Consider the following 14,622-nt stretch of genomic DNA (forward strand, 5'->3'; position numbering starts at 1 on the left):
GGTGGCTGATGTATGAATGTACCAATAAATATGCAGCAAAAAGAAAACGGGATGCAGCACGTACTAAAGCGTGAGCTTCACAAGTACGCTGCCCGTTACGCCACAGAGCAGGAACGTCAGGGCAGTCAAGGGGATGGACGCAGCAGCATCCATTACCCGGCCCTGTTCCTTTTTGTCGGTGATCTGGTGAAACCAGCGGTGTCCGCTGTGCATGATATTAATCAGCTGAAGTGGGATAACGAAGACGGTGTAGTATATGTCCACATTGGGACAGACGATGCATCGAATGCTTCAAACGCAATGAATCCAGTAGATGCGGTGAATGCAACAAATTCGTTTCATCATGATGCTCCCCAATCATCTGCCTACGGCTCAATGATGAATATGGATGCATCTTATCAGGAAAAAGCAAGATCAGGTTACGGGGCCGCGTCATCACATGAAAACGCTCAGGTCACCTATCACCGTTTACCACTCCCCACTCGGCAGGCACAGCGACCATCCAAAACGTTGCGCAAGGATGTACACCGCAGCTTTCACGAGTCGGGGGAAGCGCTCTTTGGACTGAATCGTACGATGCGGCGGGTCAGCACCCGCATTGCCGAATATGGACGTCTGTATTCATCCTTTGACCGAATTTACGTGACGGTCATCACCCGAGCGGATGATCCGCTGAATGTACTACTGCCAGAGATCACTAAGCTGGCCGAGACAATTCTCGCGCAATCCTTCAAATCAGTGCAGACCGATCTGCATGTGCTGGTTAGCGAGATGGAGCAGGTTGATTCCTTCGGATATGCCAGCGCCGCAGGACTTGCATTTCTGCGCGAGCTGGACTACATGCAATCGCTGGACTACAAGTTCAGCGGCAACCTGCTGGTGACGGAGGACGGAATTTCTATTCCCGTCAACCATCCCGCAGCACCTTTGTTCGATCTGGTCTACGTACTTTCGGATAAAAACGAACGTGGCACCGGTGTGCCTGGCGGCTGGATCGAAAATGCTGAGATCATCTGCCGTATCTGTCTGCTGAAAAACCGGAAGCAGGAGGAAAGTCATGAAGACCGTGCTGTCATCGCCAGCACGGGTGCGAATACTTACAATAATACGTCGTTTAAAAACAATATTCGTACCACTTCGGATCAGCATGGATACGCCAGTGCAGGTTTTGCCGAGGTCAGGCGGCCGAACAAACCGATTGCGCTGACGGTGTTGTATCACCTGTACCGTTATCTGCTCGCACGGATGCAGCAGGAGCCAGACTGGAGCATCAAGGACAAAATGTCCTTTTTCGGACTGGATGTTTCTTCGGTAGAACGCAAGGTGGAGGGTCTGCTGCCAAGCGAAGATTTGGTTAGCGGCATGAGTGGCATCATGACGCATAATCGCAGCTTCGCAGAAATCAAGCCGCTCTCCTTGCGGGAAGCAGAACGAGCGCTTTATGGAGAAGGGGCAGAAGCCTACTTCCGTGAGAATGTGGTTCGTCCGGTGCAGGAGCGTGTGCGTGAACGCAGTTCCAGCGGGTCGCTTCGCCGTCAGGCCGAGCAGTCCCATATGGAGCACCCTGAGGTGGGTTACTTTCAATGGGTTGCTTGGAGTGATGGTGAGCCCGGCAGCGTGCGTGAGGCACTGCTCGCGCTGATTCGTGACAAATCGATGCAGCTCGAATCCGCACGTGAGCTGCTGGAACAGCGTCAGCAGGAACGGGTAGAGGATCAACCGATCAAACGGGCGCTCTTTCGCGACAAGCAGAACGTACGCAATCTGATCGATTGTCTGCTGGAGCGTGTATACGAACCCAAAGTAGATCTGCTGCGGTTGGAAAATGAACTGCATCTGCTTCGTATCTACGATACGGAAATGGAAGAGTTGAACCGCTACAGCCGCCAGGTCACGTCCTCACTTGAAGCGCTGGAACGCACATTACGCGGAGCAGCGGAAGATAGTATCGCTGCTGCCGATGAATACATCGGTCAGAACGTGATGGAGTATTACGGTAGAGTGACGGAAGAACTGATCACCGACCTGGAGGCGAGACGGGGGCGGGATGTATGGTTCGAAGATCGTTACATGGGAGACATGAACCAGCTCGCTACCGAAGGCAGTGAACGTTTGCTTGCACGTTTAATGGAAGTTTGCCGTGCCTTACTGCTCTCCGCGGAACCACTGCGATTGCCATTCGAAGAGGAGTTGTTACAGCGAGCCAATGTGACAATTACGTATCGGGATCGGGATGTACTGACGCGGGATGATCTATTCCGCAGACTGTATCGTACATTGGAAGATCAGGCGGTTGTCCGTATACGGGTGTTCGACTATACACAGGAGCATCGGTATGAAGAAAAGTACTTTTTTGGCGATCATCACAGTGCTTTCATGGACTACGCGGCACATGCCGAGGAAACCTCGCGAATCTACAAGCTGGGTGTGGTGTATGAGGAGCGTAGCAGCGGGGTGGAGAAGCTTAATCTGATGGGTGGTTTCCATCTGGAGGATCTTATGGTGTACCGTAACGGCAAGGTGTACTACGATTCGTACACGGAGAACGGCTATGAGCTTCATCCTGCGGATTTGGCGGAGAAACTGTCTCCCCTTGGATAAGTGGAAGAGGCAACACAGAGATCACACCGCATTTTTGGAAGGTCATTCGGTCTGGAGAGTGTGGAGGTAAACCATCTTAAATTCGACTTGTTTAGCTTGAGCCGAAAAGACCTTCCAATCCTGTGTGTATCTTTCAATTATAAATAATTTACAGGGTATTAAGTCAGCCCGCTTCTGGCGGGTTTTGAGAAAGGATGCATGCAGACATGCAGCGAAAAATCAATCTTCTCCTGGTGCTGTTCAGCCTGATTGGCGGAGCAGTGGGTTTTGCGGCAGGAGAAATCATGCTGCATCAGTGGCTTGGGGAAATGCCGCGCTTGCTGCTGATGGGTTTATACTTCGGTGTACTGGCGCTTAGTGTAGGACTGTTCTGCCTGCTGGCGGAGATGATCTCACCACGTCTGAATGGTGCTTCGTGGAAGCTCAGATATCTCAGTTTATCCTGGAAGCTGCTTGTGCCTGCAACACTAGCACTGCTACTGGTTGTAGGGCTGGGATTGCAATTGCTCTATCAGATCAATCCGGGCGGGGCGAAACAAGTTAAAGATATTGTTCTGATGATCGACAACTCTGGCAGTATGAATGATACAGACCCGAATAACGGACGGTTTGAAGCTGCCAAGACCTTGATTAATCAGATGGAAAGTGACAAACAGGTCGCAGTGATTACGTTTAACGATCAGCCGCAATTGTTGCAGCCGTTTATTGCCGTAGACAGCGAGGCGGCAAAAAATGAAGTGAATAGTAAAATCAACGGCATCGTGACGACGTCGGGCGGTACTAATTTTGACACGGTACTCCAGGAAGGCATGAAGCTGATCGAAGGCAAACAGGACCCCAAACGGGGAACCGTCGTTATTCTGTTATCTGATGGATTCAGTGATGCCGATATCTCGGGCATTTTGCCGCAGTATGTACAGGAACAGGTGGCCATCCATACTGTTGGTTTGAGTCTGGTAGACCCTTCGGGTACGGATTTGCTCAAGAGCATTGCTCAGCAAACCGGCGGGATGTACTATGATGTGCCAGACGCAGGTGGGCTGAATGTTGCGTTCCAGCAGATTTACGATACGATTGATGAACGTACTTTGGTGACGGAGCGTACCGGTGCGATGGAGCACAGCATGTATTTGGCTATTTTCCGTGTAGTTGCCTTGTTATTTATTGGTGTGGCGCTTGGCGTATCCCTTGGAATTGTGTTTGATAACCGTCATCTTGCACTCAGCTTTGGTGTAGGCGGTGCAGTATCGGGTTTGCTGGCTGGACTGTTACTGGAATGGGGATTGAACGGTTCGAATGCAGGTGATGCTTTCGTTCGATTGGGAGCGATGCTAATCCTGTCGGGTGTGCTCACCTTCTTCTCCTGGATTGTTCCGATCAAAGAGAACACACCACGTAAGAACAAAGGACGCCGGGATGCTGGCCGTGGAACCTCATCTGCGGAAGGATTCGGTCAGCGGCCAAGAGACACACGCAGCAAAGGATTCTAACATCGGGGAGGTCAATGGAATATGCGGTTTATCAATGTAGATGCAGATCCTTCGGCTCCCCGGATTCGAAAGTTGACGCTTGCGGTGGATGAAGGTCGCTGCATACTTCGCTGGCTCTGGCCGGAGCAGCTTGAAGCGGTATACGTGGAACGGCTGGAACTCAATCAGATGAATGCTGATCGTATGGACGAAGGGCGTATGGGTGATGTTGATTACAGTGACCGTGGTGGAGGATCGACACAGGGTAAGCTGAAGCTGTATACGCGTGAGGAATACAAGGCAAATAACGGGTATCCGGATCGAATCACCGGTTTTGGTGCGATCCAGTACACGGTGTATGCATGCCAGATGCAGGAAGACGGTCCTGTGCTGATTCGTCAGCAGGATGGAGATAATCAAGGTATTGCGAGTGCAGGCAAGGCGGATATCCGCTTTGCCATTCGTTACAAGAGCGGCTTTTTTCAGAAACGCAAGACGGTGTTTATCACCGTGACTGCTGAGGTACCTGTACCTAAAGAAGCCCTTTGTTATGTTCGCAAACAGGGTGGCGTTCCACTAAATAAGGATGATGGTACCATGTATCCGTTTGTGAGTGATTTTGCAGCAGGAAAAAATGAGATGCCACCCGTGGAGGTCGCCAAGGACGACTATGTAAGGTTGTTTTTCACAGATGGCCCCCTATATGGAGCCGCTTATCGGCTGATATCAGATTAAACAGATTTGACCATCCAGGTTGAACTTAACCAGCGATTGGAAGGTTATTCTGTCATCAAAGTGTACGTGTAAATAACTCGTTTTAACTTGATGGTACTACAAGATACGGGGAGGGGAGTGGCTATGAGTTTCTTTAGCCGGTTTTTGAAGAGACAGCAGCCGGAGGAACGACCGCTGTTTTACGACATTGTGTGTCCGTATTGTTTTAGCAAGTTTTCACCGGAAGAGGTCGTGTTCCGTGCGGCGCACCATCGTGACGATGACGAGGATTATGCGCTCGGAGAAGATGCCAAGCTGAACAAATATCGGGAGCGCTTTGGGCTGGATACGGTATTTGATATGGAAGCTGTACTGGCACCGCATGATGTGCCCGAGGAACATCGGATCTATTCAGATAACATCGTTATGGGGTTGACTGATCGGTACGGTGTAATGACACGCCGCCGTTTGTGTCCACAATGTCATAACGAACTGCCTGTCACAGCAGGGAAAGCACCGAGTAATATCATTTCAATCATCGGAGCCTCCCAAGTCGGGAAATCCGTTTACATGACCTCATTGATTCATACGTTGCAGCATTATACGGCGGATCATTTTGATGCTGCCTGTATGCCGCTGAATGCAGAGATCAGCCGGCGTTTCCGCGCGGATTACGAAGAGCCGCTGTTCGAGCGGGGGGATCTGCTGGATTCCACGCAGAAGGAAAAGTTGCAGGAGCCATTTATTTTCCAATTTGTGTTCAAGGACGAGGATAAAGCACCGCTGACCCTGGTGTTTTTTGACGTTGCGGGTGAAGGTATGGTGGAGCAGGATTATCTGGGCTTGCACGGACAGCATATCAAAAACTCGGCAGGTATTCTGTTTATGGTCGATCCGCTCCAGATTCGTTCCATTCGGGACAAAATTCGCATTAATCTCGGCAATGAGCCAGGTGAATGGACGCCGAAATACGATGAGCCGCGTGACGTGGTGCTGACCCTTTTCGGTGACTTTATTGCCTATCAGGACAAAGCCAAGACCAATATCCCAACCGCTGTTGTACTCACCAAAAGTGACATGCTTCATTCGCTCAAGGACGAGGAGGGGGATTACATCAAATCCAACAGCAATGTGTTCCGCAATATGGTGCACCGCGATTGGTTCGACCTGACCGAGTTTGAGAATATCGACGGAGAGATTCGCCGTTTTATCGAGAAAGTGGATCGTCCGTTCAAAGGCACAATGGATGTGTATTTCAAGGACACCGCTTATTTCGCTGTATCTGCGCTGGGCAGCAATCCGGTAGATATGAAAATTCAGGGTGTGGTCAGTCCCATTCGTGTGGACGAGCCTTTCCTGTGGCTGCTGTACAAACTGAAGTACATTGAGGGGAGAGTGGGATGATGCGTTCTTCCAACACTCCGTCCATTGAACAACAGATGTATACAAGAGAGCGGCGCGGAGTATTCCGTACGACGGAGGGATTCGATACGGTAGCTGCATCACCGGGACTAGACCCTTCTTTTATCAAAAAAGTACTTCATCCTTACTGTGTCTATGACGCTCCTGCGGAGCTGACAGGCCGGAGTGAGAAGGACGAGAGCAAGTTCCCGGCATCCATGCATCTGCTGCATCTGGAGAGCGGCGAGACCATTCTGGGGCAAAATGTGTATCAGGCTGCAGACTTCACCGGGCTGCGCAGCGCCTTTTTCGCTCACAATTATGTTCTGTCTCCCGCAAGCTCGGAAGAGTATATGAAACGTAGCGACTGGCTGGCTGCCGATTTTGCCACCTCGTATGATATCGAGCAGGGCACGGAGCTGCCTACGCTAACGGCATTGCCTGTAGCGACGGGAGGTGGTGGAGCGGGACTGAGCGGCGACAGCTTCGCGCCAAACGCTTCACCGAGCCAGATACTAAGCGCTCTGAAGATGGACGAGACACTCTTCAAGCGTATGCTGTATGCCGTGATGCAGTCTGTAGCGGCCCGTCGCAAAGTATACATAGCGCTTGATGTGCCAGCGGAGGAAGTGACCGCAGGAGCGAAGGCACTGCTGCGTCTGCTGTACAAGGCATTGCCGTATGCGTTCCGGCGGCAGCTTGGTTTTATGACGTTTGCCAAGGAGCCACAGGCCAAGAAGGGCATTCATGTGCAATTTGTGGAGCGGGGCACACTGCGTCCCAAGGATAGAAATACGGAGAAGGATTTCACCTTTGATCTTGTTTCTGGACGTGTCACACATGTGGACCCTTCGGTGGCAAAGCTGCCTTATGCAGAATTCGCATGGTTTTTGATGCAGGATCAGTCAAGGTCTGCCGAGTTCTATGGATTTGCCGATGAGATGCTCGCGGGTATGGAGCCTGGGCGGGAACTTTCCATTGAAGCTTACGGGGAGCTATCGGTATTTTATAGCCTTGAACAAGGCGTAGAAGATTTATATTTGAATAATAAAAGTGAAGTCTTGAGCGGCTTGCTGACGTATCTGAAGCCGGAAGACGGATTGCAGCAGCGTTCACGTCTGAACGAACTGTTCCTGACCTTGCTTAGTCGGGAGCTGGATAGTGTACGGCGCGAAAATGTACCCGAAGAAGCGGTGGCTTCCCGCATCGGAGAGTATTTCCGGGTTGCTGCACCTGTAGTGAAAGCCCGGATTGTGGATTATTTTATCTACGCTGTCAACAATGCACGTGCGCAGAAACGGATGCGGGCTGTGCAGGAGCTATATGCCATTCTGGATCGGGATGCTCAGCTGAATCAAGCGTTCTTCGATAAAGTGCTGGGCAATGCGTCGTTAACCAAGCTGTTGTTTGAGCCGTATCTGGACAACCAGCTGAAACGTACCGAAACGGCAGCAGGTGTGATTGAGCTTATCCAGCGATGGGTTACGGCTCATCCGTCTGCAATCCAATCTGCTTTTTTGCTGGAACGAACTTGTACCGAACTACGAGAAAGGCTGTGTTCTGCACCCGATCCGGTGCAATCGGCGAACGAAGCTCTCCAGAAGGTCAGCGTCCTGGATCGGATCACGGGGAATGGTGAGCTGGAACCGGAGATTACAGGATATATCGGGCAATCGGAGTTTACTGCCCAATCAGGACAGCAGGACGCGACTACGCATTCTTCCGGCAAAACAACAGCATCAGCACTTGGGGGACAACAGGCTGCATATCAGGAGGCTCTGACCAAGCTGGCTGACAAGCTTGCCTATGTCATCAATCTGTTTATGATTCAGGATCTGGATCTGGAACGAGTGAATCGGGAACAGCTCCTGCAGATCGATATTTTGCAGCATGAGAACGAGGTTCGGGACTGGGCGGCACGTCAGGGCTCTGATGTTGCTGCAAGAACTAATATGATGCTCGCTGCCAGAGCATGGCTTAGTGGTGATGGTAATGCGGAAGAAGGGATGGAATCCCTCTCCCTTGCTGAGCGGGATGAGCTTCAGCGCTGGACCCGGCGCTGGCTCGCGGCAGAGCTGCGGAATCAGCCGGGAGCGGCAGCGTATGAGGCACTGTCGCTGGCCTTCTATCGCGGAGGAAGTGGCAGTAACCGCCTTGATTATTCGGGTCTGATTGAGTTTGTACGCAGTCATACAGGTAACCCCGAAGCAATCTATTCCTTTTTCGAATGGTCTGGCACGCAGCGCATGTTTGTTCGTGGTTCCAATGCACATAAAGGATACTCAGATGCTATCATTATGTATTTTAAATCTCATGATCGGGAAGCCTTCCGATCCAAGTCTGCTTTCAAGCCGTATTATGCAAAAGCAGGGAAAGCGCTGAAACCGGTCTATGATCGTGCCAAAGCGGAACTTGCCTCTCCACTCATGCGCATGTTAACTGGACGGAAGAAAAAGCGTTGGCTGGGGTTGTTACTATTGTTTCTGATTCTAGGTATTGCAGGTGGTACGTATGCTCTGATGAGCAATTCATCTGAACCTCAGGCACAGCCACCAATAGATCGGGAACCTGTTGCTTCAGTTGATCCCGAAGAGGAGCCAGCAGACTATATTGCTTACATTGTTGGAGCGAACAAGCAAGAAGGGGCTGAATCACCAGCCCATTTAGTTCTCCGCTTTCGGAGCGAGACGGGTGGAATTCCTTTTGAGAAGGGGAACCTCCAGCTGCGTATGGATGACGGAAGTACAAAGGATATCGTTGTTACTGATCAGTGGAGAAGTCTGGATCGTGGTGCAGATACAGCTGTAATGGATGGCTCATCATCAGGTTCAGAAGGTTCAGCAGGAAAAGAAAATGAGTCCGAAGCAGATGCTGGCCAAGAATCAGATGCTTCCACGGCGGACATAACAGATGGCGCAACGCAGCAAGAGGATATGTCGGCACAACAATCCGATTTAAATTCATCGAGTCAATCAGATGATAAAACGCATGATAGACCAACACAAACCGAAGGAAATACAAGTGATAATTCATCTGAAGTGACCTCATCAGAGGGCCTGAGTAAAACGGATGGTCTCCGTCCCGAATCATTACCTGCTACGGAAGCAAATCGATTGTATCCCTATGGCATGCAAATTACGTTGCCGGAAGATATCGATCCTGAGCATGTTGCGAGCATCGAGCAGGGGGCAACGGGTTCGAAGATCACGATCAATCTTATGCAGGAGCCGCTATAAATGCAATCACATTGATGATCTCATTCTTATCACATAGTAGTGAATAACAACTTCTATGCCCAAAATTAGAATACTAATGCTGAAGATAAGCCGACTTTCCTTGTGCCTGATTTTTGTGTTGTTGAAGCTGAAATAATCATATTTAGACGAAGACTTAAGAAAGGACCTTTCTAATCTTGAACTTTTTAACTGTACTTGCCAATAATTTCTTCAAATATTTGTAAGTTAAAAAACCTGACAGGTTCCCTATGCGACTCTGAGCCGCGTTTTAATTGGCTCTAGTGTCGCCCCGCGCTGGGCTTGGTTGAAAATAGATTCAATCATGTCATGCTTTTTCTGCTGGCGGTAGCCATGTATCCCATCGATCAAGCTTCCATGGCTACGATACGCACAACACAGCGCAGTAAATAAAAGCAGGCTCAAGTAACGGTCAATGGCCTGAACCGAGCGACCTGATACAGATCCATGGACAACTGAACTTTCGCCGTGCGAAAAATGGTGGATTCTCCTTGTGTGAATGGTTGTTGTGGTGACTTCATTCTACACGAATCCGGCCATGGGCCATTTTTTATTTATTTCCAGTAGGTGTCGCACTTCATATTACAATCCGTCATAACTAATTGTGGGTACCTTTAAATAGAATCTCTACCTTTCGGTGCTGTAAGGGGTACAAACCTTTTCTAAGGATGTACCCTTTTTTTACTTGCTGTAGTAAACATGATGATACACAGATGAATAACTTTATTCATCCTATGAAGATATTCTGAAAGTAACCATACATAAACAGTGTTAAAAACTATACAGGAGGAATGTACCTATTTGAGATATGGGAGGGTACTTCTTTTTTTATCCCTTAAGAAGCCAATCAAAAAGACTTTAGATTTATAAATTGATATACATCAAAATTATTAATAATATGTAAAATTTATAATATATAAAACTTTTTTTGGAAAAAAATGTTGATTTTATTGTATTTAATATTATAATATGAAATATACCACTTAAATAGGTAATTATTTCAAATGAATAGTTGGCCAACTTTCAGATAAATATGCAAAGGGGTTTAGGAACATCAAGAAAAAGAAATATTTCATCATATTTTGCATAGCAATTTTTATGACTCTAATTCTAGCTGAAATCCAAAATAGCCATCTCAGCCTTCCTCCGATACAAGAGTATGAAACAAAAGAGTTGCTGTCTTGGGGAATTGAGAAGATGAATATCTCTCTTTATTGGTCAAAAGGAATCAAAGGTACTGGGATCAAGATCGCCATCATGGATAGTGGAGTTAATTTTAATCATCCTGATTTAAGTACAAATATTCAGAATGGTTACAATGCAATAAATAATAAGGAACTTCCAATTGATGACTATGGGCATGGAACTATGATGACAGGAATAATCGGTGCAAAGCACAATGGAATTGGTATAAAAGGAATTGCACCAGACTCGAAAATTTATCCTGTTAAAGTCCTTGATGAGTTTGGGGAAGGTAGATTTATACATATCCAAAAAGGGATTGAATGGTGTATTGATAATGACATCGATATTATTAATATGAGCTTTGCTTTTCCTACTGATCATCCAGATCTCAAAAGTTCTATAAAGAAAGCGTTGGATGCAGGAATTATTATTGTTGCTAGTGTCTCTAATTCATATGACGGTAAGTCTGGTTTTCCAGCATCCTACGATGGGGTTATCGCTGTAACTTCGGTGGATTCAAGCTATCAAAAAGGAGAAACAGCTTCACTTGATGATATTGATTTTGCTGCTCCTGGAGTAGATGTGATTACGACATCCAATGACTTGAAATACCAGTATGTTAGTGGTACTTCAATTGCAACTCCTCACGTTACGGGAATGATAGCTTTGTTGTTACAAGACGCTAGTTTTAATAAAAGTAATCTTTATGAACAACTAAAAGCTACTTCTCTTGATATTGGAGAGAAAGGGTATGATAGTAAATTTGGATGGGGCTTCATTAAGATTAAATAGTGGAGGATTATGTTAATGAATAAAAAATTTTTATCTGTTCTCTTAAGTCTTGTGTTAATTATAACAGTAGTAATTCAACCTACTGGAGCTACTGATTCAACCAATACGGATAATGAGTATAATTTTGAGCTTATTCAGAAAGATGAGAATATCGTTAAAGTAAAAGCAACAAGAGATAATGGGGATGAACTTTATGCCACCATGGATAAGAATACTAGCGAAGTTACAATGGAGGCAGTCGAAAAGCAACAACAAAATCTATTTTCTATACTAGGTGTAACTGAGAGTGTGAATGAGACCACTCTTTACACGGTTGACATAGAAACATTAGATGGTCCTATTGTTGATGCAACTCTAACGAATGTTGACACAGGACAAGCAATGAAAATCTCTGAAAATGTTGATAGAGTTTCTGCTCAACTTCCTTTATTAGTACCTGTTGTACAATGGGGAGGATCAGCTTTATTAGCTTGGCTTGCATCACATGCGCTCTCTATCACTATTGCTGGTATTACAGCGTATGTTATTACAGATCTTGCAGCTGATATTAAAAGGAATAAACAGTATAATTACTGGCCTGCATGGATTAGAAAAAACGATATTTATGTAGGTGGCGAAGCCTTTCCGAATGATAGGGCGGCTTTTAATTGGATAAACGAAAAAAATAGTGGTGAGTACAATGTATTTGCTAGAACCCTGTCTAAAGCCGATCAGGCTGCAAAATCAGTTACTGGTTTATCAAAATACAACAGCGAGCATCAGGGGGCAGAAGGTCATTATCCGCATTATCATCCATTAGAGCCTGACAGAGTAACTCAATTCAAAAACCATGCTTGGTTTATGAACGGAACCTAGGTGGAATTTGGAATGAAATCATGTACCTCTCTTATTTAGAGAGGTACATTTATTTCTATAATAGAGGAGGAATACTACAATGCTAAAAATACAACAAGTAGATTACCTTGATAATAAAATACTTCTGAGTTCCAACTTTACTAAGGGGGACTTTGCATACTTTTTTTTATATGATTTTAATAGTAGGTTAGGAGACTTAACAGGAATAATGAAATACGACATTGTAAATAACAATATTGTTGAAACTTTTAATCTTAAGGAAGAACCTGCTGTTATTGATAATAATTTTGGCCAGAATTATATATACTATCTTAGTATCCATAGGAATAGTAAGGATATTGAATTTATTATATATCAAATCGATTTTGAAAAAATGGATTGTGAAGAAGTGTTCAAATTCAATAGATTTCATCCTCATATTAATAGTTTAGAACAAACTGAAATAGATCGAGCTGAGATAATAGGTATTAATGAAAGGTATTTTATTTTTGCTGTCCCAGATTTCGATTCTACTAAAAATATTAATGATAGCGGACATTTTTTGATTGATATTAAAGAACAACAAATATATAAGATTCCAAAATTTATCGGATCTAAAGATTATATTAATAACTTATCCTATATTCGCGTATTTGAAATATCCGGAGAGTATCATATCATGCTAGTGACTGGAAGAATATCTTCTTGGGAAAAAAGAAAACTGTGGGATACAGAAAAGACCGGTACTTTACCTAGGAGAACAAAATTTCAAAGTATTTCATTACTTCCTTTGAATACATTTATCAAAATCATTAAATATAATCAGTCAATAGATAAAGAGTACATCATTTATGAATTTGATGAACACTCTGCATTAGCACATACGGAGATCTTAGAGTCAAATATATATATTTATAAAGAAGACTTTAAAAATAATAATTCGCAACTCTATATTAATAACATAGAAAGTAAAAAGATTGATATTATTGAAATTGAAGAGATATATAATAAGATTTTTTTCATTAAGGGTAAACCACGGTATGGCTTGAAAAAGCTAGATACTAGAGATGTATTACATGATTTTAATAGTGGAGAGCAGGTGTTTAGCACTAATGAAATAGAGAATATTAGCTGGGTATATAAAAACATAGTTATTACAAGAGAGTACAGTTCATTGGAAGGTCGAGTAATCTTTAAACTAAATGACCTTGAAAAAGAAGAGGTTATTACCGAGAAAAAAGGTAGGATGCCTGGAGTTTATTATTCAGCTGAACACAACACATTAGTGCTCTTTTAATTATATATAGAAGGTAAGGAAAATCATGCTGAAACTCATTGCAGTTATTACTATGCTAATTGATCATATAGGACACGTTTTTTTTTCTGATAATATAATATTTGCATTAATCGGTAGGTTGTCCTTTCCTATTTTTGCTTGGAGTATTGCAAGGGGGATTAGAAACACAAAAAGTTTAAAAAATTATTCTATGCGAATATTAATTCTAGCCCTAGTTTCTCAAATTCCATATGCTATATTATTTGAAAATAATAACTTAAATGTTTGTTTCACGCTATTTTTTGGTATTATCTGTATATGGATATATAAGTATCAAATGAATTTTATTTTCAAATATATAGGAATAATAACTTGTTTATTATTAAGTGATTTTTTGAATTTTGATTATGGTATATATGGTATTCTTACTATAATTATTTTTTACTGTTTTCATAATAAGTATCATTTAGTTTTAATTTTTCAAACAATAATCACTTTGATTAGTTTGGAAATATATCATTACAGTGTTGTTCAAGTCTATTCGTTAATTGCCTCGGTATTGATTATATTAATGCATAATTATGATGAATTTAAAATTAATAAGTACCTTTACTATATATTTTTCCCTGGACATATGATTATATTGCTCCTTCTTAAGAAGTTTATTTCTTGATTAAGTAATATATTTTATGAAATTAATTCTCGTGGGGTGGCACTGAATTTCTCAGTTTATCGATATAACAAAAATCTTTTTGTGAACTGGAAAGCGAACGTAAAGTTGCTCAATATTAGGGGTGTCTTACAAACCTATTCTTACAATGAGTAGGTTTATTTCTTTGTAGATATTAGGAATACATAAAGTGTAATTATTTTTATTCATTAGAATCAATTTCATAACACCTAGTTACAGAGATGGTAGACTAGGTCGTGTCTTAAAACCCGCTGAAGTGCATCTTTTATCGTCTTTTCGCCCCCTGCTGCGTCACTTCCCCTTGACGTGCCCCGGCACGCCTGCGGAGAACTTCCTGGCTTGGAACGAAAATCCGGCAAAATCTGCTCCCTTCGGAGTATAGATTGTAGTATGAATTGTACACTT

9 protein-coding genes and 1 pseudogene are annotated in these 14,622 nt (G+C 44.4%); 9 read left to right on the plus strand and 1 reads right to left on the minus strand.

Annotated elements, in window-relative coordinates:
- Positions 1-12: 12 nt before the first annotated feature.
- The 5 genes from ACR8BL_RS19080 to ACR8BL_RS19100 all read left to right on the plus strand — a co-directional run bounded on the left by ACR8BL_RS19080 (position 13) and on the right by ACR8BL_RS19100 (position 9,421).
- A complete protein-coding gene (locus ACR8BL_RS19080) occupies positions 13-2,601 on the plus strand; it encodes a transcription initiation factor TFIID (protein ID WP_434749074.1) in 2,589 nt (862 codons plus the stop codon).
- A 206-nt stretch (positions 2,602-2,807) separates the two neighbouring features.
- A complete protein-coding gene (locus ACR8BL_RS19085) occupies positions 2,808-4,091 on the plus strand; it encodes a vWA domain-containing protein (protein WP_434749075.1) in 1,284 nt (427 codons plus the stop codon).
- Between the two features lie 21 nt (positions 4,092-4,112).
- Entirely contained in the window at positions 4,113-4,805 is a 693-nt protein-coding gene (locus tag ACR8BL_RS19090) for a beta-mannanase (RefSeq protein ID WP_434749076.1), read from the plus strand.
- 123 nt (positions 4,806-4,928) lie between these two features.
- The gene (locus ACR8BL_RS19095; RefSeq protein ID WP_434749077.1) at positions 4,929-6,188 is read left to right on the plus strand and encodes a TRAFAC clade GTPase domain-containing protein; all 1,260 of its coding nucleotides are present in this window, start codon (positions 4,929-4,931) and stop codon (positions 6,186-6,188) included.
- Positions 6,185-9,421, plus strand: a complete 3,237-nt coding sequence (locus tag ACR8BL_RS19100) for a hypothetical protein (RefSeq protein WP_434749078.1) — start codon at positions 6,185-6,187, stop codon at positions 9,419-9,421. Before ACR8BL_RS19095 ends, ACR8BL_RS19100 begins: the two co-directional genes overlap by 4 nt.
- A gap of 246 nt (positions 9,422-9,667) precedes the next feature.
- Here the strand turns inward: ACR8BL_RS19100 and ACR8BL_RS19105 are convergent.
- Positions 9,668-9,921 (minus strand): annotated as a pseudogene (locus tag ACR8BL_RS19105) (IS701 family transposase); the annotation flags it as partial.
- A gap of 616 nt (positions 9,922-10,537) precedes the next feature.
- On the opposite strand from ACR8BL_RS19105, the gene ACR8BL_RS19110 reads away from it, so the two are divergent.
- The 4 genes from ACR8BL_RS19110 (at position 10,538) to ACR8BL_RS19125 (ending at position 14,199) form a co-directional block, all read left to right on the plus strand.
- Positions 10,538-11,416, plus strand: coding sequence for a S8 family peptidase (locus ACR8BL_RS19110; protein WP_434749079.1), 879 nt, complete (start codon positions 10,538-10,540; stop codon positions 11,414-11,416).
- A gap of 15 nt (positions 11,417-11,431) precedes the next feature.
- Positions 11,432-12,271: a hypothetical protein gene (locus ACR8BL_RS19115; RefSeq protein WP_434749080.1), complete on the plus strand. Its 840-nt coding sequence runs from the start codon at positions 11,432-11,434 to the stop codon at positions 12,269-12,271.
- 79 nt (positions 12,272-12,350) lie between these two features.
- The gene (locus ACR8BL_RS19120) at positions 12,351-13,547 is read left to right on the plus strand and encodes a hypothetical protein (protein WP_434749081.1); all 1,197 of its coding nucleotides are present in this window, start codon (positions 12,351-12,353) and stop codon (positions 13,545-13,547) included.
- A 25-nt stretch (positions 13,548-13,572) separates the two neighbouring features.
- A complete protein-coding gene (locus ACR8BL_RS19125) occupies positions 13,573-14,199 on the plus strand; it encodes a TraX family protein (protein WP_434749082.1) in 627 nt (208 codons plus the stop codon).
- Positions 14,200-14,622: the final 423 nt, after the last annotated feature.

It is taken from the genome of Paenibacillus amylolyticus, assembly GCF_051136285.1.
Taxonomy (GTDB): domain Bacteria; phylum Bacillota; class Bacilli; order Paenibacillales; family Paenibacillaceae; genus Paenibacillus; species Paenibacillus amylolyticus_F.